The sequence below is a fragment of the Enterobacter cloacae complex sp. I2 genome (assembly GCF_014896205.1).
GTDB classification, from domain to species: Bacteria; Pseudomonadota; Gammaproteobacteria; order Enterobacterales; family Enterobacteriaceae; genus Enterobacter; species Enterobacter quasihormaechei.
The window spans coordinates 1-18,840 of the sequence record NZ_JADBRA010000029.1 but is presented as its reverse complement, the minus strand read 5'-3'; the positions used below and the strand labels follow the sequence as shown (position 1 = coordinate 18,840).

The window sequence follows — 18,840 nt, the reverse complement described above, 5'->3', positions numbered from 1 at the left end:
TGATGCGAGATGGCCGGTTCACCTGTTCACGTTCTCTTTGCCTCCGGGGCGCTGCTCCTGCTGGCTTGCCAGCTACAGGCGAAAGAAGCCTTCTTTAACCCCGCCTTGCTGGAGATTGACCATCCGGTGGGTATCGATATTCATCAGTTCGATCGCGCAAACACGCTGCCACCCGGCACGTACAAAGTGGATATCCTTATTAACGGGAAAAAACGTGAGCGGCGCGAGGTCACATTTATAGCGGATAAGCCGGAGGGGGAGATTCAGCCCTGCTTCACCCACCTGTCCAGCCAGCTGAAAGCGTTCGGTGTAAAAGCGGATGCCATCAAAGCGCTTACTCACATTGATGACGATGACTGCGTCGCGCCGGGGCCGCTTGTTGAAGGTTCCGTATGGCAGTTCGATACGGACAAGCTGACGCTCAATATTGTGATACCGCAGATTTGGCTGGACAACTATGCCATGGGCTATATCAGCCCCGAACGCTGGGACCAGGGGATCAATGCGCTTTCGGTTAATTATGATTTTTCAGGCTCCCATACCGTACGCTCTGACTACGACGACACGGCGGATAGCTATTACCTCAACCTGCAAAATGGTCTGAATCTCGGTGCCTGGCGGGTACGCAACTACAGCACGTTCAGCTCTGAAGGCGGCAATGCAGAATATCACTCCGTCAGTTCGTGGCTACAGCGTGATATTCCCGGGCTGCGCAGCCAGTTCATGGTGGGCGATACCTGGTCGGCAAGCGATGTTTTTGAGGGGGCCAGACTGCGCGGGGTGCGGCTTTACACCGATGATGACATGCTGCCCGCCAGCATGAACGGCTTCGCCCCCGTGGTGCGTGGCGTAGCGAAAAGCAACGCCATGGTGACGATCAAGCAAAATGGTTACGTCATCTATCAGTCTGCCGTGCCGCAGGGGGCGTTTGCCCTTACCGATCTCAATACCACCAGCTCGGGTGGGGATCTGGACGTGACCATCAAAGAAGAGGACGGCAGCGAGCAACATTTTATCCAGCCTTATGCTTCGCTGGCCATTCTGAAACGTGAAGGACAAACCGACTTCGACGTCAGCATTGGCGAAATGCGGGAAGACAATCGCTTTACCCCAAACGTCATGCAGGCGCAAATCATGCGCGGGCTGCCAGCCGGCGTCACGCTTTATGGCGGCGTGCAGCTGGCGGACGAGTACCGCGCGGCGGCGCTGGGCGTGGGTAAAGATCTGGGCGCGTTTGGTGCGCTTTCTATGGACGTGACGCAGGCGAAAGCCCGGTTTGATGAGGGCGATGAATCCCAGGGGCAATCCTACCGTTTCTTATACTCCAAGCGTATTGATGCCACCGACACGAATTTCAGGCTGGTGGGCTACCGCTATTCTACCCAGGGTTTTTATACCCTTAACGAGTGGTCATCGCGTCAGGGAGATGAAAGTGATTTTTGGGAAACGGGCAACCGCCGTAGCCGTCTGGAGGGAACATGGACGCAGTCTTTTGGACGCGGCTGGGGGAACGTTTATCTGACGCTGAGCCGTCAACAGTACTGGCAAACCGACGCGGTAGAGCGCTTGATCCAGACGGGCTACAGCAACAATCTCGGCATGGTTTCCTGGAACGTGTCGTGGAGCTACACCGATAGCGCGACGCACCACGACAGCGCCAGCGAAGATGAGGATAACAATGGGGGTGAAAATATCTTTATGTTTTCTCTTTCGGTTCCGCTGTCCGGCTGGGCGAAAAACAGTTACCTCAACTATGCCATGACGCAAAACGACAATGCGCAGGCATCCCATCAGGTGGGGTTAAGCGGAACGCTGCTGGAGCGAGATAATCTCTCGTATAACCTGCAACAATCCTGGACAGGCGATAGCGCAGCGGATGCCAGCAACCTTGCGATGACCTATAACGGCACTTACGGCACGCTGGACGGCAGCTACGCCTACAGCGCAAACGCCGAACACCTTAATTTCGGCGCGCGCGGGGGCGTTATTGTGCACGGTGAAGGCGTCACGTTCTCGCAGCAGCTTGGAGAGACGGTTGCGCTGATCAAAACGCCTGGCGCGTCGGGGCTAGCCGTTGAAAACACCTCTGGCGTAGCCACCGACTGGCGCGGTTATGCGGTGAAAACCCAGCTTAATCCTTATGACGAAAACCGGGTTGCCATCGACAACGACTATTTCTCCCGAGCCAACGTGGAGCTTGAAAACAGCGTGATCGATCTTGTTCCGACCCGCGGTGCGATTGTCAAAGCAGAGTTTCTGACCCACCTGGGTTATAGGGTGCTATTCAACGTCATACTGGCAAACGGCAAGCCTGCACCGTTTGGTGCCGTCGCGAACGGCGAAAGTAAAGGTGAGCTGTTGACGGGCATCGTGGGAGAAAACGGGCAACTTTACCTGTCTGGCGTTCCGGAAGAGGGTACTTTTGCGCTGCGGTGGGGTGCGGGTAACGGCGTGGAATGCCGGGCACCGTTCCATATTTCCCCTCAGACCGGAGCATCGCTGGTCCAACAAACCGTAGTATGTAACTAAAAAGGATTTTAGATGAAGAGCTTACTTATCGCTGGCCTGCTGATATTGGCCAGCCCGACGGCGTTCGCTGAGGTGGCAGGAACCTGCACGACCACTTCAGGCACGCATGTGCTTAACCTGAATTTTCCCCAAACGAGTATTAGCGCTAAAGATAACGTTCCGGGAAAGACGATGGTGGATGTCGCCGAGGCGACGGCCAGCGACAGCTATCAGGTCAACTGTTCCTGCGATTCAAAGCACCGGCTTAATAAGGGATTTTCGGCAATCTACTACACGGCGGACCCAACCGGCGGTCTCGTATTTGATAAAAAGATTGGTGAGGTCTCTTATTACAATCTAAACGAATATCTCGATGTCGGCGTAAAGATCTTCATCAAAAACGTGGGTTATACGGCAATTCCTTTTGAGCACGTTTCTAACCGCAGTACGGCCTCTCACACCTGTGGTTCGTCAAACGATATTACGCTTGATACCGGAACGTCTTCGATGCTCTCGTTTTATATTCGAAAATCGATCACCGGGTTGGTCACGATTCCCCTGACCGATGTCGCCCTCGTCTACGGCGGAATATCTAATGATTTGCCCAGGGGAGAGGCGATCGCAAAAGTCAGGATTAAAGGCTCAATCATTGCATCCCAGCAGTGTGAAATTAACGACGGGCAGGTGATTAATATCGATTTTGGTCAGATCCCCGCCTCTGAATTTTCCGCCACGCCCGGCACATCGATAACCAGTAAAAAAATTGAGAAAACCGTTACGGTGAGTTGTTCCGGTCTGGACCGCTCGCAAAAGGTGAACGCTGATTTTAACGCTACGGCAGCCAGCGCCGACAGCACGATGGTTTCAACGTCAAACAACGACGTGGGGATCAAAATCTATGATACAAACGGCGACCCGGTGATGGTGAACGGCGGCGCGCTCAAAACGGAGATGGGTTCTACAAGCATTATTGGGGGAAGAAGTAACGGCACTATTACGTTCTCTGCCGCCCCGGCCAGCGCTACCGGAGCCAGACCGAAGCCCGGCACGTTTAATGCGGATGCCACCATAACCCTGGAATTTTCTAACTGATCTTATGACGGCTGTTTATGACAGCCGTTGTCATATTCCCGTCTTTGAACCAGGCTTAACGCATCTCAGTGTGACATTCTCATGACAAGGACGTGATTTTATTGATATTTAAATCATGCACTTAACGCAAATGCGTTGATTGTCATAAAACTGTCATAATTCGTACATTTATCTGTCACCTGTTTGTCCTATTTTGCTCATCGTAGCCACTTAAACAATGATTTACGAAATCCTTGCAGGAGACATTATGAAAGTTATGCGTACCACTGTCGCAACTGTTGTCGCCGCGACCTTATCCCTGAGCGCTTTCTCTGCCTTCGCAGCAGCAAGCCTGACTGGCGCTGGTGCAACCTTCCCTGCGCCGGTGTATGCCAAATGGGCGGATACCTACCAGAAAGAAACCGGCAACAAGGTTAACTATCAGGGTATCGGCTCCTCCGGTGGCGTAAAACAAATTACCGCGAATACCGTTGATTTCGGCGCATCCGACGCTCCGCTGTCTGATGAAAAACTGAATCAGGAAGGCCTGTTCCAGTTCCCGACCGTGATCGGCGGCGTTGTGCTGGCCGTTAACATCCCTGGCCTGAAATCAGGCGAGCTGGTGCTGGACGGCAAAACCCTGGGCGACATCTACCTGGGCAAAATCAAAAAATGGGACGACGAAGCCATCACTAAGCTGAACCCGGGCGTTAAGCTGCCTTCGCAGAACATCGCTGTGGTTCGCCGCGCTGACGGTTCCGGTACATCCTTCGTGTTCACCAGCTACCTGGCAAAAGTGAACGAAGAGTGGAAATCCAAAGTCGGTTCCGGCTCTACCGTTAACTGGCCAACCGGTCTGGGCGGTAAAGGTAACGACGGCATCGCTGCCTTCGTACAGCGTCTGCCGGGCTCTATCGGTTACGTAGAATACGCTTACGCGAAGCAGAACAACCTGGCTTATACCAAACTGGTTTCTGCTGACGGCAAACCGGTTAGCCCGACCGAAGAGAACTTCGCTAACGCCGCAAAAGGCGCAGACTGGAGTAAATCCTTCGCGCAGGACCTGACTAACCAGAAAGGCGACGATGCGTGGCCAATCACTTCTACCACCTTCATTCTGGTCCACAAAGATCAGAAGAAACCTGAGCAGGGTGCAGAAGTGCTGAAATTCTTCGACTGGGCATACAAAAACGGCGGCAAACAGGCTAACGACCTGGACTACGCCAGCCTGCCGGACAGCGTGGTTGAGCAGATTCGCGCTGCATGGAAAACCAACGTGAAAGACAGCAGCGGTAAAGCGCTGTACTAACAGGATATTTTTGACGAAGATGGCGGGTGGCGCGCAGCGATCCCGCCCTACGGTTCATCCTGTAGGCCCGGTAAGCGTCAGCGCCACCGGGCATATTCGTAAGACGTCTCAAAAAGAAGAGTAATTTATGGCTGCAACCAAGCCTGCATTTAACCCTCCGGGTAAAAAAGGTGACATGATTTTCAGCGCCCTGGTGAAACTGGCTGCGCTGATTGTGCTATTGCTGCTGGGCGGCATTATCGTGTCCCTGATCTTTTCCTCCTGGCCGAGCATTCAGAAATTTGGTTTCGCCTTCCTGTGGACCAAAGAGTGGGATGCGCCGAACGATATCTACGGTGCGCTGGTGCCGATTTACGGCACGCTGGTAACCTCCTTTATCGCCCTGCTGATTGCGGTGCCGGTAAGCTTCGGTATTGCCCTGTTCCTGACAGAGCTGGCGCCGGGCTGGCTGCGACGCCCGCTGGGTATCGCCATCGAACTGCTGGCGGCCATTCCCAGTATCGTTTACGGCATGTGGGGCCTGTTTATCTTTGCTCCGCTGTTTGCAACGTACTTCCAGGAGCCGGTCGGTAACGTGCTTTCTGCCGTTCCGTTTGTGGGCGCCCTGTTCTCTGGCCCGGCATTCGGTATCGGTATTCTGGCGGCTGGCGTGATCCTCGCCATCATGATTATTCCGTACATTGCGGCAGTTATGCGCGATGTCTTCGAACAAACCCCGGTGATGATGAAAGAGTCGGCCTACGGCATCGGCTGCACCACCTGGGAGGTTATCTGGCGCATCGTCCTTCCGTTCACCAAAAATGGGGTGATCGGCGGCATCATGCTGGGCTTAGGCCGCGCGCTGGGTGAAACCATGGCGGTGACCTTTATCATCGGCAACACCTACCAGCTCGACAGCGTCTCTCTGTACATGCCGGGCAACAGCATTACCTCTGCGCTGGCGAACGAATTCGCCGAAGCGGAATCCGGTCTGCACGTTGCCGCGCTGATGGAGCTGGGCCTGATCCTGTTTGTTATCACCTTTATCGTACTGGCTATCTCCAAGCTGATGATTATGCGTCTGGCTAAAAACGAGGGGGCACGCTAATGGCGACTCTCGACATGCAAAACACCGCTCAGCTTGCGGAATCCCGTCGCAAAATGCAGTCAAAGCGCCGGATTAAAAACCGCATTGCGCTGACGCTTTCCATGGCCACGATGGCGTTCGGCCTGTTCTGGCTGATCTGGATCCTGATGTCTACCATCACCCGCGGCATCGATGGAATGTCCCTGGCGCTGTTCACCGAGATGACGCCGCCGCCAAACACGGCGGGCGGTGGTCTGGCAAACGCCCTGGCGGGTAGCGGCCTGCTGATCCTGTGGGCGACCGTTTTCGGTACGCCGCTGGGCATCATGGCGGGTATCTATCTGGCGGAGTATGGACGTAAATCCTGGATCGCTGAAGTCATCCGCTTTATTAACGACATTCTGCTGTCTGCCCCATCGATTGTTGTGGGTCTGTTTGTTTACACCATCGTGGTGGCTCAAATGGAACACTTCTCCGGCTGGGCAGGTGTGATTGCGCTGGCGCTGTTGCAGGTGCCTATCGTTATTCGTACCACTGAAAACATGCTGAAACTGGTGCCGGACAGCCTGCGTGAAGCGGCTTACGCGCTGGGCACGCCGAAATGGAAGATGATTTCGGCGATCACCCTGAAAGCGTCCGTCTCGGGGATCATGACCGGTATCCTGCTGGCTATCGCCCGTATCGCCGGTGAAACCGCACCGCTGCTGTTTACCGCGCTCTCCAACCAGTTCTGGAGCACGGACATGATGCAGCCGATCGCCAACCTGCCGGTGACGATCTTTAAATTTGCGATGAGCCCATTCGCGGAATGGCAGCAGCTGGCCTGGGCCGGGGTGCTGATCATCACCCTTTGCGTACTGTTGCTGAACATTCTGGCGCGCGTCATTTTCGCGAAGAAGAAACACGGTTAAATTTTTACGGCGCGGCACATCGCGGCGCCGAATGAGGAAATGAGTCAATGAGTATGGTTGATACTGCCCCGGGTAAGATTCAGGTTCGTGATTTGAACTTCTACTACGGCAAATTCCATGCCCTGAAGAATATCAACCTGGATATCGCGAAGAACCAGGTCACGGCATTTATCGGTCCGTCTGGCTGTGGTAAATCCACGCTGCTGCGCACCTTCAACAAAATGTATTCGCTCTATCCGGAGCAGCGTGCGGAAGGTGAAATTCTGCTGGACGGTGACAACATCCTGACCAATACCCAGGATATCGCCCTGCTGCGCGCGAAGGTGGGGATGGTGTTCCAGAAACCCACGCCGTTCCCGATGTCGATCTATGACAACATCGCCTTTGGCGTGCGTCTGTTTGAAAAGCTCTCCCGTGCGGACATGGACGAGCGCGTGCAGTGGGCATTGACCAAGGCCGCATTATGGAACGAAACCAAAGATAAACTTCACCAGAGCGGGTACTCTCTCTCCGGTGGTCAGCAGCAGCGTCTGTGCATTGCGCGCGGTATCGCCATTCGCCCGGAAGTATTGCTGCTGGATGAGCCGTGCTCAGCGCTGGACCCGATCTCAACCGGGCGTATTGAAGAGCTGATCACCGAGCTGAAGCAGGATTACACCGTGGTGATCGTCACCCACAACATGCAGCAGGCTGCCCGTTGTTCTGACCACACGGCGTTTATGTACCTGGGCGAGTTGATTGAGTTCAGCGATACGGACGCGCTGTTCACCCGGCCCGCGAAGAAACAAACCGAAGATTACATTACTGGCCGCTACGGTTGATTTGCCTTAGTGCATGTGGAGAAACCATGGACAACCTCAATCTTAATAAACACATTTCCGGCCAGTTTAACGCAGAGCTGGAAAGCATTCGCACCCAGGTGATGACCATGGGCGGCATGGTCGAGCAGCAGCTTTCTGATGCGATCACGGCGATGCACAACCAGGACAGCGAGCTGGCGAAGCGCGTTATCGAAGGCGATCACAACGTCAATATGATGGAAGTCGCCATCGACGAAGCGTGTGTGCGCATCATTGCCAAGCGTCAGCCGACCGCGAGCGACCTGCGTCTGGTCATGGCGATCATCAAAACTATCGCCGAGCTGGAGCGTATTGGCGACGTCGCGGATAAAATCTGCCGCACCGCGCTGGAGAAATTCTCCCAGCAGCATCAGCCGCTGCTGGTCAGCCTGGAGTCTCTCGGTCGCCACACCGTGCAGATGCTGCACGACGTGCTGGACGCCTTTGCGCGCATGGATCTGGACGAAGCGGTGCGTATCTACCGTGAAGACAAGAAAGTTGACCAGGAATACGAAGGCATTGTGCGTCAGCTGATGACCTACATGATGGAAGATTCCCGTACCATTCCAAGCGTGCTGACCGCGCTGTTCTGCGCGCGCTCAATCGAGCGTATTGGCGACCGCTGCCAGAACATTTGTGAATACATCTTCTACTTCGTGAAGGGGCAGGACTTCCGTCACGTGGGCGGCGACGAGCTGGACAAGCTGCTGGCGGGTAAAGATCCGAAAGAGTGATGTTTGTGGCGGGTGGCGCTGGCGCTTACCCGCCCTACGTTAGCTTAACGCGTAATATCCCACCCGCGCGCCTTCCACAACTCTGGCAATTGCGCCAGGTCGGTGAAGGTCGTCACTTTTGGATGATCGATCGGCTTGTTGTGCGGGTCGGCACAGAAGTAAAACACTTCCATTCCTGCATCAATCCCCGACTGCGCGCCCGCAGACGAGTCATCCACCAGAATGCAGTTCTCCACGTTGACGTTCATCGCCTTCGCCGCGTGGAACATCAATGCCGGATCGGGCTTCCAGCGCTGGATATCGTAGCCGCTGAACAGTTTTTCCGGGAAGTGGTGCAGCATGTCCAGCTTGCCGAGCGAATGCTGCATTTTGCTGACCGGGCCGTTAGAGACCACGCAGATCGGCACCGTCATCGCATCCAGCAGCGCGTTAGCGCCGGCGATAACCTCCAGCTCGGCGTCGAAGAGGCGTGCGACCTCGGCGCGGTACACCGGTTCCAGATCCGCTTTCGCCAGATCCACCCCGTGCTCTTCGTTAATGATGTCGATGATCTCGTACAGCTTCACGCCCTTAAAGCGTTTGAACACCTCTTCGAGATCGAGCGTAATGCCAAATTCCTGGAACATGGCGACATACGCGCGGGAACAAATGACCTCACTGTCGACCAGCGTACCGTCACAGTCGAAAAATACCGCTTCAATTCCGGACATGCCCTTCCCTTTTAACAAGTTTAACGTTTACGTACGACAGATTTACGAGACGCAATCGTTGCCGTATAAGCAAAATCAATGAAAAAAGTATCCCGTAACCGCCACTATTGTCGCATTTTGGTATAGGATAGCGACGAATTTTCCCTCCTTGTTCGGAAATTGATGATGAGTCAACAACACACAACCCAGACATCTGGTCAGGGTCTGCTTGAGCGCGTATTCAAACTGCGCGAGCACGGCACAACGGCACGCACCGAAGTGATCGCCGGTTTTACTACCTTCCTGACGATGGTCTATATCGTTTTTGTGAACCCGCAAATTCTGGGCGTGGCTGGCATGGACACCAGCGCCGTCTTTGTTACCACCTGTCTGATCGCGGCCCTTGGCAGCATTCTGATGGGCGTTTTCGCTAACCTGCCCGTGGCGCTGGCCCCGGCGATGGGTCTGAACGCGTTCTTCGCGTTCGTGGTGGTTCAGGCGATGGGCCTGCCGTGGCAGGTTGGTATGGGCGCTATCTTCTGGGGCGCGGTCGGCCTGCTGCTGCTGACCATCTTCCGCGTCCGCTACTGGATGATTGCCAATATCCCGGTGAGCCTGCGCGTGGGTATCACCAGCGGTATCGGTCTGTTCATCGGTATGATGGGGCTAAAAAACGCCGGTGTGATCGTGGCGAACCCGGAAACGCTGGTGAGCATCGGTAACCTGACCTCGCACAGCGTGCTGCTGGGCGTGCTGGGCTTCTTCATCATCGCGATCCTGGCGTCGCGCAACATCCATGCTGCGGTGCTGGTCTCTATCATCGTGACCACGCTGCTGGGCTGGATGCTGGGTGACGTGCATTACAGCGGTATTGTCTCTGCGCCGCCGAGCGTCTCTACCGTGATTGGTCACGTTGATCTGGCGGGCTCTCTGAACCTGGGCCTGGCGGGGGTGATCTTCTCCTTCATGCTGGTCAACCTGTTTGACTCCTCCGGTACGCTGATTGGCGTGACGGACAAAGCGGGTCTGGCGGACGAGAAAGGCAAATTCCCGCGCATGAAGCAGGCGCTGTATGTGGATAGCATCTCTTCCGTTGCGGGTTCTTTCATCGGCACCTCGTCTGTTACCGCTTACATTGAATCCTCTTCCGGCGTCTCCGTGGGCGGCCGTACCGGCCTGACGGCGGTGGTGGTGGGTCTGCTGTTCCTGCTGGTGATCTTCCTCTCTCCACTCGCCGGGATGGTGCCACCGTACGCGGCGGCGGGTGCGCTGATTTATGTCGGCGTGCTGATGACCTCGAGCCTGGCGCGCGTGAAGTGGGAAGATTTAACCGAAGCGGTGCCAGCCTTTATTACAGCCGTAATGATGCCGTTCAGCTTCTCGATCACCGAAGGGATCGCGCTGGGCTTTATCTCTTACTGTGTGATGAAGATCGGTACCGGTCGCTTCCGCGAACTCAGCCCGTGCGTGATGATTGTGGCGCTGCTGTTTGTGCTGAAGATTGTGTTTATTGACGCGCACTAAGGTGCGGTTTGTGGTGTCAGATGGCGCTTCGCTTACCTGACCTACTGACGCGTGTAGGCCCGGTAAGCGCTAGCGCCACCGGGCTTTTTTATCAGGCTTTAACCCGCTTAATATAATCCCCAAACGCGGTCAGCTGGCCAGACAGATGGTCACGCGTACTCTGATCCACCACTTCACCCGTCTGCGGGTCGACCTTGTTCTGAATCACACCGCCCATAAATTCCGGCTTGTTCATGACCATCGCATCCAGGAATACCAGGATCTGACGCAGGTGATACTGGCAGCGCGCGCCGCCGATAGCGCCCATAGAGCTGGTCTGGATCAGCACCGGTTTGCCTGACAGCGGCTGCTCCGGTAAACGGGATAACCAGTCAATCGCGTTCTTCAGGCCACCCGGCACCGAGTAGTTATATTCTGGCGTTACAATCACCACGCCGTCAGCCTGGCGGATCTGCTCGGCTATCGCTTCCACGCTCTGCGGAAACCCTTCTTCCTGCTGAACGTCAGCATCATAAAGCGGGATGTCGCCAATAGACGGCAGGGCACTGATTTCCATTCCCGCAGGCGCCAGCTGCGGCAGCGTACGGGCAACCATCCCGTTAAAAGAACCTTTGCGCAGGCTTCCCAGTAACGTAACAACTTTCAACGTATCAGACATGATTACTCCTGTTTCATCATGATGATCCTGGACGGATCAGCTATGGGTGTATGCTTTTTCTGCCGGTAAACTGGTTAATCGCATCAGGCGCGCGGCGGGCTCGTTGGCGCGCTCGGGGACATCCGGAAGACTACGCCAACCGCGAATACTGTCAAATTCCCAGATTTTCAGCCGTTCGATGGCGGGACTCACCGCAACAGACCAGATCAACACGTCCTCAGCGTCGCTGAGCGCCTCTACCAGCGAGGCTTTTGTGGCCCGCAGGCGTCCGGAGCCAGGCAGCAGCTGCAACAGGCTGGCGTCGTCTGACGCCGCACCGCTCAGTTTGCGGATGCTCTGGCGAAGGGTAATGAGCTGCGCTCTGGCTTCAACGGGGTCGTTCTGGTTACGTATCCACAGCCTTTCATTGCTGGAGAGCGGGTATTCATCAAGCGCGTTAGCCCCGTGGAAGCTGCGCGTGACGCGTTGCAACTCCATATCCAGCCCGCAATCGCCTTCGGTGGTCAGCGCGACGCCAACAATGTTGCCGGTGTACGCAATGGAAAAATGGGGGAGTGCCGGGTCCGCAAAAACCGGGCGACCTTCTGGCTGGGTGAGTATGTCCGGTAATTCGCTGGTGCCGTACAGCATAAAAAGCAGTTCTGCGAGAAGTGCTCTGGAGGCTAAAAACCGCGTCCTGCGGTGTTCAGGTAGCTTGAGCGCCTCACTGTGGCAGGCTGAAGACATTCTGGCCGATACGAGATGCCCTTCCGCTAATGTTCCTCGTGCAAAGTGCGTAGCCATTTTTCGCTCCTTGATAATGGTCGTAGTCGGTTAAACGGTTACATGATTATCGCTTAACTCAGCTTCTGTTTTAATCAGTAAATAGAAATAAGAGAAGCCTGAGGACCGAACTTTACATTATCTTAGGCAAAAACCTGACCTGGCGCGGTATACAGGGCTTTTATGGTTTCGCGCAGCCAGATAATTTTCGGATTATGGCTGTTCCGCTTATGCCAGATGAGCGTGAAGGGGACGGTCAACTTTTCTGCCTGTGCCTCAGCGATAGGAATGGGAAGGCAGACCAGTTTACGCTGGTGGAGTTGATTATAGTGATGGCAGTAGTAAGGCGCAGTGGCAATGCAGTTGTGGTCCGGCTGGGCCGCCACAAACATCGACTGTTCAAAGCCGGGCAGGCACATGGCGACGTTGCGCTCGCGGCCCATCTCCTTTAGCACTTCATCAAGCGCCCAGGTGTCGCTGCGCTCCCAGAAGATGCTGATGTGCGGGTAGCGCAGAAACGTCTCGAGGTTCCACGCTTCGCGAAGTGCCGGATGGTCTTCTCGCAGATAGACGCACGGACGGTCGCTGAACAGGATTTCGTAGTCAACAAACCACGGCATCAGCTTCAGCAGCTCGCGGGAGCGCGGGTGCGTTTCGCGGCCGGTAAAACCGAGATCAACCTCCCCGCGCGTAATGGCGTCCAGCGAATCGTAATCCCACTGGCGCAACTTCACCGTCGCCTGCGGGTAGCGCTGATTCACCTGCTCCAGCAGGGTGTTAAAGCGAATCAGCATCAGCGGCGTTTCGGCGGCGAGCACAAACTTGAGCCCGCCAGGAGAGCTGTGGTGAGATTTATCGACGATCTGATTACCAATCTGCATCCAGTCGGCCAGGTCCTGTTCCAGGCTCACCGTCAGCGGCGTGGGCAGTAGCCCTAAAGGCGTTTTTACAAACAGCGGATCGTCGAACCAGTCGCGCAGCTTCGCCAGCGATTTACTCACCGCGGACGGCGTCACGTTCATCCGCTTCGCGGCTTTGGTGACGCTGCGCTCCTGCAACAACAGTTGCAGGCAAAGTAAAAGATTAAGATCGAGACTGCTGATGGGCTTCTTCATAGTGCGCCGCGGGCTGGATGACCATAAGTAAGATAATGCTAAGTATGCTACAGCCAATCAGCACCCCGATCAGCATATTCAGCGCGTGAAGGCCGATCACTGCCGCCAGCCAAATCCACAGCGACGAACCGCAGACCTGCGCAATGCCCAGCACCGAGCTTGCCACGCCAGCCCGCAGTGAGAACGGACCAAGCGCCTGACTCATCGCCACGCCGAAGCCGCCGGAGAATCCGGCGCAGATCAGGGTCATACTCACCAGCATCAGCGCGTGTGAGGTGGCGGTCGCCAGAATCACGCCGGCGGCGAGAAACAGCGTCTGTGAAGTGAGCATCATCGTGCGCTGGCGGAAAATATTGAGTGCAAAGGGCATCGAGAATGAAACCACCATGCTGACCATCGCATTGAGCGCCATCATCGTCGAATACTCACCGCGATCGAAGCCCATCGTTTCCATCAGTAACACCGGGGAAACGTTTACATAGGTGAGGATCACCGCCACGCTGAGCGTGATGATGGTCAGGCGGCTCAGGAAAAAGCGATTCAGAAGCTTTTCAGCCGGATGAAAGGTAGCAGCGTGGTGCATCTGCTGCGAACCGGGATGGGTCTCTTTCAGCACCGTCACGGACAGAATAAAGACCATAGTGCCCATGGTGGCCATGGTCCAGAAAAGGCTCTGCCATGGAAATTTCAGCATGATCAGGTAGCCCACGACCGGCGCCAGCACCGGGATGATGCAGGTAATGCCGTTCAGCATCGACAGCACCCTGGCGCGGCGCTGGGCGCTTAAGGTATCGCGAAGAATGGCAAACGCCACCACGTAGCATCCACCCGCGCCAATGCCCTGAATAAAGCGCCCTGCCAGGAACATTGTGCTTTCCTGAGCCATTGAACACAGGACCGATGCCAGCGCAAAGATAACCGCACCCGTAATGGCGACGGGCTGACGACCGGCTTTATCCGCGATTTTCCCGGCAAACACCATCGACGACGCCATCCCCCCAAGGTAAGCCGAAAACGCGATGTGCAGCTGCGCCTCGCTGGCCCCCAGATCGCGGGCAATATGCGGTAGCCCTACCAGATACATATCAATGCCGGATGGATAAAGCAGAACGAGTGCAAAACTACAGAACAGAAAACGAGCCATAAATCCCCCATGGATGCAGGCATGCAGGATAGGGGGCATGAAGGGGATAAAGCGAGTTGCCATTTGGACAATGGTGATTTCCCGGGAGGAAATCACCGATACAGCAACCGGGAAATGGCTAAGACGTTAATAGCTTCCTGGTTCTTTATCGGAGCCACTCTTTTACAGCTTTGCCGGAAGACCCATTTCAATCGTTTCAAGGGATTTGAGCACATAGGGGCTGAAATCAACATCCTTGCCGTCAAATGTGTAAACCATCGGGCCAGAGCCACACAGAGCATCGCCATCGTGCATTAGGCAGAATGAAATTCTTTTACCTTTCATTCCGTAGTTGCGGTCTTCTTTGGGGATGTTGCTGTCAATGACGGCATACCCTTTGGCGTTCACTGACTCAATGTTATATACCGTTACCGGTTGCAGGGTGTTGATAACGCTGATCCCGTAAGTGCGTAATGACGCCTTCGTTTCTTCCTTGCTCAGGTGGTATTTCTTTTTCTTCCAGATCCCGTTTTTTTCATCAAAATAGACTTTTTCCGGGAGCAGGCGACCAGGACCATACCCATCCTTTCTTACTGTGTTCTCAAACTCGCAGTACCAAAAATCTATCCCTTTATACACAGGATCGTTGTTTTTATCTTTTAGGGTGCGATAGGGTGTTGGAGTGAAGTCTTTATATGTCACCCCTCCACAGCCGTTATTTGTCACTGCGTTGTATCCTTCAAATCCACCGGCATCAAGACGAACGGCTGAAAATGAGCTCTTTTTAAATCCATCAGGCATGGTTATGCCTGGTGTGATATTTCCCCATGCTGTTGATGAGCAAAGAATTAATATTATAGGTAAAAAATGTTTGCTCATTTTGCTCTCCTTAGCTGATTTGATTCTGGTTTATCGTTTACTGTCTTCTGATTTGCATTCGGGAATTTCATCTCCGTCAGCACAGAGATGGCATTACCATACACACAGCAGCGGGCCTCAAAACCGTTCAGGGCGTGTGAATATTGATCATCTCTTTTCCCTGGTAGATTCACTGTGGCGCAAGCCTTCCAGAATGCTGGGCTACGATAATAAACACGTGTTTGCATACCGGCACTAACAGCGCATCGTTCTAAGCTGTGTTCCTCATCGGCATAAAAGGCCATTGGGTTTAAAGCCCAGTAAAACCCTGCACTGTCTGCTACTGTTTCATCAGAGCTGGCGACATAATTTCGCCACTCAATCACATTTGCTGGTAAATCAGGGTGATCGTCGTCGGGCAGCTTACTGTTTTTATGCCGCTGGTCTGCCGGGAGGTTAGATAATCGTCTGTATTCCGTCATCAGATTCTGACTGACCGTTTCCGGGTATGATTTGCCGCAGAAAGTGAAATAGGTGAAATAGTTGATTGGATTCGTTAGTTGCAGCAGCCCGCGGCCGTGCCACGGGTAGTACCAGAGGTGAGTGCTTCCGCCTTCTTCCGTGCGCGTTAGCCACTGGGTTTCCTGAATGGCATTTCCCAGGAAGCAGGCAGTGCGCAGAGGAGTAGTGATAAGGTATTTCTGCATCGCCCGGTTCAGAGGGATATTAAGAAGTTCAGCAAGGCTTTTTTCCCCGTCATGCCAAGGGATGGATTCCCACACCATACCTTTTACTTTCCCTGCATTACGGATGGCGTGCATGGGAACTATTTGCTTCAGTTCCTGCTGGCTTAGCCAGCCGCATTTGCGGAAATGGCTAATAAACTCAGCCGGGTGAAAATGCCATAAACGGCCTGAGCCCAGTTCTCCCAGGTCGAAACATAACGCTGATGCGTGGGTTTTCAGTTTGTCGTAATCAGCATCCTGCATGGCTGTAATATCGTCGTTGCCCGACTTTAGCCACGAATAACGCTGATCGAAGGTGGCTGCATTCCACTCCAGTGGGAACTGGCAAACCAGCCGATTGCTGAGTGCACTGAAATGCCCATCTTTCTGTAATGATTTCACGAATAACGAATTGCACTGGCTGTTGTTGTCGGTATCGTCGTCAACCATCCACCATCCTGTCCAGTGGGGGAAATCAGCGTCGCTGAATTTTTTTATCTCTGGGACGGCCAGATTGACCATGCCTGAACCACCAGGGAAGTTAATCGTTCGCCATAATGGCGAATCTGTTGGCGTTAGTGTGACATTGGTACTGATGACGCGCCCAAAACGTAGTAACTCAAAACCAGCAGAACGGTTTTGAGGGTAAAGTTGTTTTGCCAGTTCATAGAGTGTGTACTCATAATTTTTGTGGTCCACATCAATCAGAGCTTCGCCGATAACATCATAGGCAGCATCACAAGTAGAATTTTTCCTGCGTGTAACCATCGTACAGCTACCTTTTTCGAAGGTCATACTGACGTATAGCGACTCTGTGCTGGTATGAATGACTTTGAGCTGAGAGGCATCCGGTGACGCCATGTCCGGGATCTGCTCGTAAAACACGGTCCCGGCAGGCAGATAAAAATGAATATCACCGTATACGGTGTCCGTTCTGCCGTCTGACGCAATATTCAGCCCCGGAGTGGTGCGGCCGGTTAGCTTCATCATGTTCTGATCGTCACAGAACACCTGAAAATGGAAGGCATTCGCGCCATCCACCATGCCACTCTGTCCAATGACATCCTTGCGCCAGATTTTGGCCCCTTCCACGATGGCTGGGTCCAGCCGCTCCCGCAGATGCATGTACAGGGAATAGAAAACAATGCTGCCGCTGTCTCCGCTACCAATGGCTGTTTCATGCTTTAGCAGCACATAGCCGTCATCTGTTTTTCCGTTGTAGTTCAGCGGGAACGCATCGCGCTTTTCCAGACCAGAAGGTTTGCGAAAAGAAACCACCACACCATCAGCAATAGCCCGGAGCATTTCCGGGCGGCTGGTTGCATCGGTATGGGTGACATGCACGCCACCATGCCAAGAACCATGTGTATTCAGCGGAAAACTTCGGCGTGCATCGATGGGAAGCATATTGTTTACCCAGGTATAATCATTTTCACCAGCGTTCTGTTCGCGGATAAAAGGCGGGCTGATAATCATGATGACTTCCTGTCTGTGTGGCGGGAAAATCCCTGTTTTTCGTATGACTAATTACGATAGCGTACTGGAAGACTAAGAGAAAAGGCAAAAAGAGCGACAACTGGATTTAGCTACTAGCGATGCCCATTTTTGATTAAAAAGACACTGTTTTGAGGGCATTATCTATGTCCTATAAATTTCTATATATCAGATGGTTACTTAACTAATGTAAGCTTTCATTCTAATAGATTTCAGCCCCCAGCAGGGGCTTCGAAAAAAGCACGGGGTCGGATAACCGGTACGCCAACCCTGTCTGGTTCACTACCAGTGAGCCTAGCGTTGCCCAACTCGAACGCTTCGTTCCGATTGGGTAAACCTTTCGCGTCCAGCCTGAGCAAAAATGGTGCGCAGGGCGGCCATCTCGTTTTGTAGCGTGCGTGGCGTAATGCCTGCTTCCCGTCGTGCCATCACGTAGCTTTCGATATGTGACGATTTCAGATGCTGGAGAGCCTGAATCTGGATATTCAGCTTGTGCAGATGCTGGCTTAAACGCCTGGCGATACGGAGGCGATCATGGACTGTTTTAAAACTGCCACCAACCAGCAGGGGGAGTTTTTCCATGCGTTTTGTAAGTTTCGACATAGCTATTCTCCACTCAATTCTCCGACGCGCGGTTGGACACAGCGTGCTGTGCTGAACGATACCGGTGCGGCGGAGAATGCGCGGATGAGGTAAGACGGGGTACGGTGATGTACGAATGCAGCCGCCTGCTCAGGCAGGTATATCCCCACAGGTAAAATAACCTGTCCTCCGGTATCGGTTCGGTAGTGCTGGTTTCTCCTCCTGGTAAGTGAATTTCTGACATCTGTTTGAGTGTCAGCCTATTTGTTGCAGTGGATTTGCAGGCAGTAGCTGGGTTGATGCTGATCTGCGCGCTGGCGTCACTTTCACTCGCTTACGCTCTTAAAAATGACGCCGCGTTTTGCACATTTAGCAGGAAGTACGGACGCAAAGCCTTCGGCAATGCCGTCCGACTTCTCTACAGCGTTCTGTCTGTCGCTACGCTTGCAACAGGGTAGCGATAAAGGGTGTGGTCACCTGTATCGAGACAGGAGGTCAGTTTCAGACCACGCTTCGTTCCCTGGTTGACCGGGGGGCTGACCGCCAAAGGCGCTTCTTACAGGTCACAGTTCGTCTTAGAACAGGAAGCTTTTAGGGGTACTGCTATGAGTTGGGGGTAGGGTAGATCTGGGGGAAGGAGAAAGCTGTGGGAAACTGTTTTTAGGATTTGAAAAATTAATTTTTCTGGAAAACCCATGATTAAGTTAGGCCAAGCTATAATGTAATACGCTTAGAAAAACTTATTCCAAGTTGTTCTGGACATACTCAACAAAAATTCTGGCGCCTATAGAAGTGCAGCAGAAATTATTTGTCTTTTTGTTTATGTAATTTATGAATATTATCAGACCCATATTTAATAACCATGCTTTTAT

Annotated in this window: 16 protein-coding genes; 8 read left to right on the top strand and 8 right to left on the bottom strand. The window is 53.7% G+C overall.

Annotated features, from left to right (window positions below; genetic code table 11):
* Positions 1–9 precede the first annotated feature (9 nt).
* From IM300_RS20780 to phoU, 7 genes are all read left to right on the top strand, one after another.
* On the top strand, positions 10–2,529 hold the full coding sequence (locus IM300_RS20780) for a fimbria/pilus outer membrane usher protein (RefSeq protein WP_193038159.1): 2,520 nt from the start codon (positions 10–12) through the stop codon (positions 2,527–2,529).
* A gap of 12 nt (positions 2,530–2,541) precedes the next feature.
* A complete protein-coding gene (locus tag IM300_RS20775) occupies positions 2,542–3,600 on the top strand; it encodes a fimbrial protein (protein ID WP_193038157.1) in 1,059 nt (352 codons plus the stop codon).
* Positions 3,601–3,847: 247 nt separating this feature from the next.
* A complete protein-coding gene (gene pstS / locus IM300_RS20770; protein ID WP_063452042.1) occupies positions 3,848–4,888 on the top strand; it encodes a phosphate ABC transporter substrate-binding protein PstS in 1,041 nt (346 codons plus the stop codon).
* Positions 4,889–5,015: 127 nt separating this feature from the next.
* Positions 5,016–5,975 carry a phosphate ABC transporter permease PstC gene (gene pstC / locus IM300_RS20765; RefSeq protein ID WP_022649877.1) on the top strand — a complete coding sequence of 320 codons (960 nt, stop codon included), beginning with the start codon at positions 5,016–5,018 and terminating at the stop codon, positions 5,973–5,975.
* The gene (pstA, locus tag IM300_RS20760; RefSeq protein WP_003861156.1) at positions 5,975–6,865 is read left to right on the top strand and encodes a phosphate ABC transporter permease PstA; all 891 of its coding nucleotides are present in this window, start codon (positions 5,975–5,977) and stop codon (positions 6,863–6,865) included. Before pstC ends, pstA begins: the two co-directional genes overlap by 1 nt.
* Positions 6,866–6,912: 47 nt before the next feature.
* Positions 6,913–7,686, top strand: coding sequence for a phosphate ABC transporter ATP-binding protein PstB (gene pstB, locus IM300_RS20755; protein ID WP_003861154.1), 774 nt, complete (start codon positions 6,913–6,915; stop codon positions 7,684–7,686).
* 26 nt (positions 7,687–7,712) lie between these two features.
* A complete protein-coding gene (gene phoU / locus IM300_RS20750) occupies positions 7,713–8,438 on the top strand; it encodes a phosphate signaling complex protein PhoU (protein ID WP_003861153.1) in 726 nt (241 codons plus the stop codon).
* Between the two features lie 44 nt (positions 8,439–8,482).
* Here the strand turns inward: phoU and yieH are convergent, their stop codons facing one another.
* Positions 8,483–9,148: a 6-phosphogluconate phosphatase gene (yieH, locus tag IM300_RS20745; protein WP_022649879.1), complete on the bottom strand. Its 666-nt coding sequence runs from the start codon at positions 9,146–9,148 to the stop codon at positions 8,483–8,485.
* Positions 9,149–9,313: 165 nt separating this feature from the next.
* Between yieH and adeP the strand changes: the two genes are divergently transcribed.
* Entirely contained in the window at positions 9,314–10,651 is a 1,338-nt protein-coding gene (gene adeP, locus IM300_RS20740) for an adenine permease AdeP (protein ID WP_139152660.1), read from the top strand.
* 91 nt (positions 10,652–10,742) lie between these two features.
* Here the strand turns inward: adeP and IM300_RS20735 are convergent, their stop codons facing one another.
* The 7 genes from IM300_RS20735 to IM300_RS20705 form a co-directional block, all read right to left on the bottom strand.
* Entirely contained in the window at positions 10,743–11,309 is a 567-nt protein-coding gene (locus tag IM300_RS20735) for an NADPH-dependent FMN reductase (RefSeq protein WP_003861147.1), read from the bottom strand.
* A 36-nt stretch (positions 11,310–11,345) separates the two neighbouring features.
* On the bottom strand, positions 11,346–12,092 hold the full coding sequence (locus tag IM300_RS20730; RefSeq protein ID WP_193038155.1) for a 4'-phosphopantetheinyl transferase superfamily protein: 747 nt from the start codon (positions 12,090–12,092) through the stop codon (positions 11,346–11,348).
* 122 nt (positions 12,093–12,214) lie between these two features.
* Positions 12,215–13,186, bottom strand: a complete 972-nt coding sequence (gene yidZ, locus IM300_RS20725) for an HTH-type transcriptional regulator YidZ (protein WP_193038153.1) — start codon at positions 13,184–13,186, stop codon at positions 12,215–12,217.
* On the bottom strand, positions 13,155–14,330 hold the full coding sequence (locus IM300_RS20720) for an MFS transporter (RefSeq protein ID WP_193038151.1): 1,176 nt from the start codon (positions 14,328–14,330) through the stop codon (positions 13,155–13,157). Before IM300_RS20720 ends, yidZ begins: the two co-directional genes overlap by 32 nt.
* Positions 14,331–14,492: 162 nt before the next feature.
* A complete protein-coding gene (locus tag IM300_RS20715) occupies positions 14,493–15,188 on the bottom strand; it encodes a hypothetical protein (protein ID WP_193038173.1) in 696 nt (231 codons plus the stop codon).
* Positions 15,185–17,368: a M23 family metallopeptidase gene (locus IM300_RS20710; RefSeq protein WP_193038149.1), complete on the bottom strand. Its 2,184-nt coding sequence runs from the start codon at positions 17,366–17,368 to the stop codon at positions 15,185–15,187. Before IM300_RS20710 ends, IM300_RS20715 begins: the two co-directional genes overlap by 4 nt.
* 312 nt (positions 17,369–17,680) lie before the next feature.
* Positions 17,681–17,989 (bottom strand): phage integrase N-terminal domain-containing protein, encoded by a 309-nt coding sequence (locus tag IM300_RS20705; protein ID WP_226842393.1) that lies wholly within the window; start codon positions 17,987–17,989, stop codon positions 17,681–17,683.
* Positions 17,990–18,840 lie beyond the last annotated feature (851 nt).

Bases quoted from the DNA above. Each gene is read 5' to 3' on its own strand.
- IM300_RS20780 (WP_193038159.1), top strand. From the start codon at position 10: ATGGCCGGTTCACCTGTTCACGTTCTCTTTGCCTCCGGGGCGCTGCTC.
- IM300_RS20775 (WP_193038157.1), top strand. From the start codon at position 2,542: ATGAAGAGCTTACTTATCGCTGGCCTGCTGATATTGGCCAGCCCGACG.
- pstS (WP_063452042.1), top strand. From the start codon at position 3,848: ATGAAAGTTATGCGTACCACTGTCGCAACTGTTGTCGCCGCGACCTTA.
- pstC (WP_022649877.1), top strand. From the start codon at position 5,016: ATGGCTGCAACCAAGCCTGCATTTAACCCTCCGGGTAAAAAAGGTGAC.
- pstA (WP_003861156.1), top strand. From the start codon at position 5,975: ATGGCGACTCTCGACATGCAAAACACCGCTCAGCTTGCGGAATCCCGT.
- pstB (WP_003861154.1), top strand. From the start codon at position 6,913: ATGAGTATGGTTGATACTGCCCCGGGTAAGATTCAGGTTCGTGATTTG.
- phoU (WP_003861153.1), top strand. From the start codon at position 7,713: ATGGACAACCTCAATCTTAATAAACACATTTCCGGCCAGTTTAACGCA.
- yieH (WP_022649879.1), bottom strand. From the start codon at position 9,148: ATGTCCGGAATTGAAGCGGTATTTTTCGACTGTGACGGTACGCTGGTC.
- adeP (WP_139152660.1), top strand. From the start codon at position 9,314: ATGAGTCAACAACACACAACCCAGACATCTGGTCAGGGTCTGCTTGAG.
- IM300_RS20735 (WP_003861147.1), bottom strand. From the start codon at position 11,309: ATGTCTGATACGTTGAAAGTTGTTACGTTACTGGGAAGCCTGCGCAAA.
- IM300_RS20730 (WP_193038155.1), bottom strand. From the start codon at position 12,092: ATGGCTACGCACTTTGCACGAGGAACATTAGCGGAAGGGCATCTCGTA.
- yidZ (WP_193038153.1), bottom strand. From the start codon at position 13,186: ATGAAGAAGCCCATCAGCAGTCTCGATCTTAATCTTTTACTTTGCCTG.
- IM300_RS20720 (WP_193038151.1), bottom strand. From the start codon at position 14,330: ATGGCTCGTTTTCTGTTCTGTAGTTTTGCACTCGTTCTGCTTTATCCA.
- IM300_RS20715 (WP_193038173.1), bottom strand. From the start codon at position 15,188: ATGAGCAAACATTTTTTACCTATAATATTAATTCTTTGCTCATCAACA.
- IM300_RS20710 (WP_193038149.1), bottom strand. From the start codon at position 17,368: ATGATTATCAGCCCGCCTTTTATCCGCGAACAGAACGCTGGTGAAAAT.
- IM300_RS20705 (WP_226842393.1), bottom strand. From the start codon at position 17,989: ATGTCGAAACTTACAAAACGCATGGAAAAACTCCCCCTGCTGGTTGGT.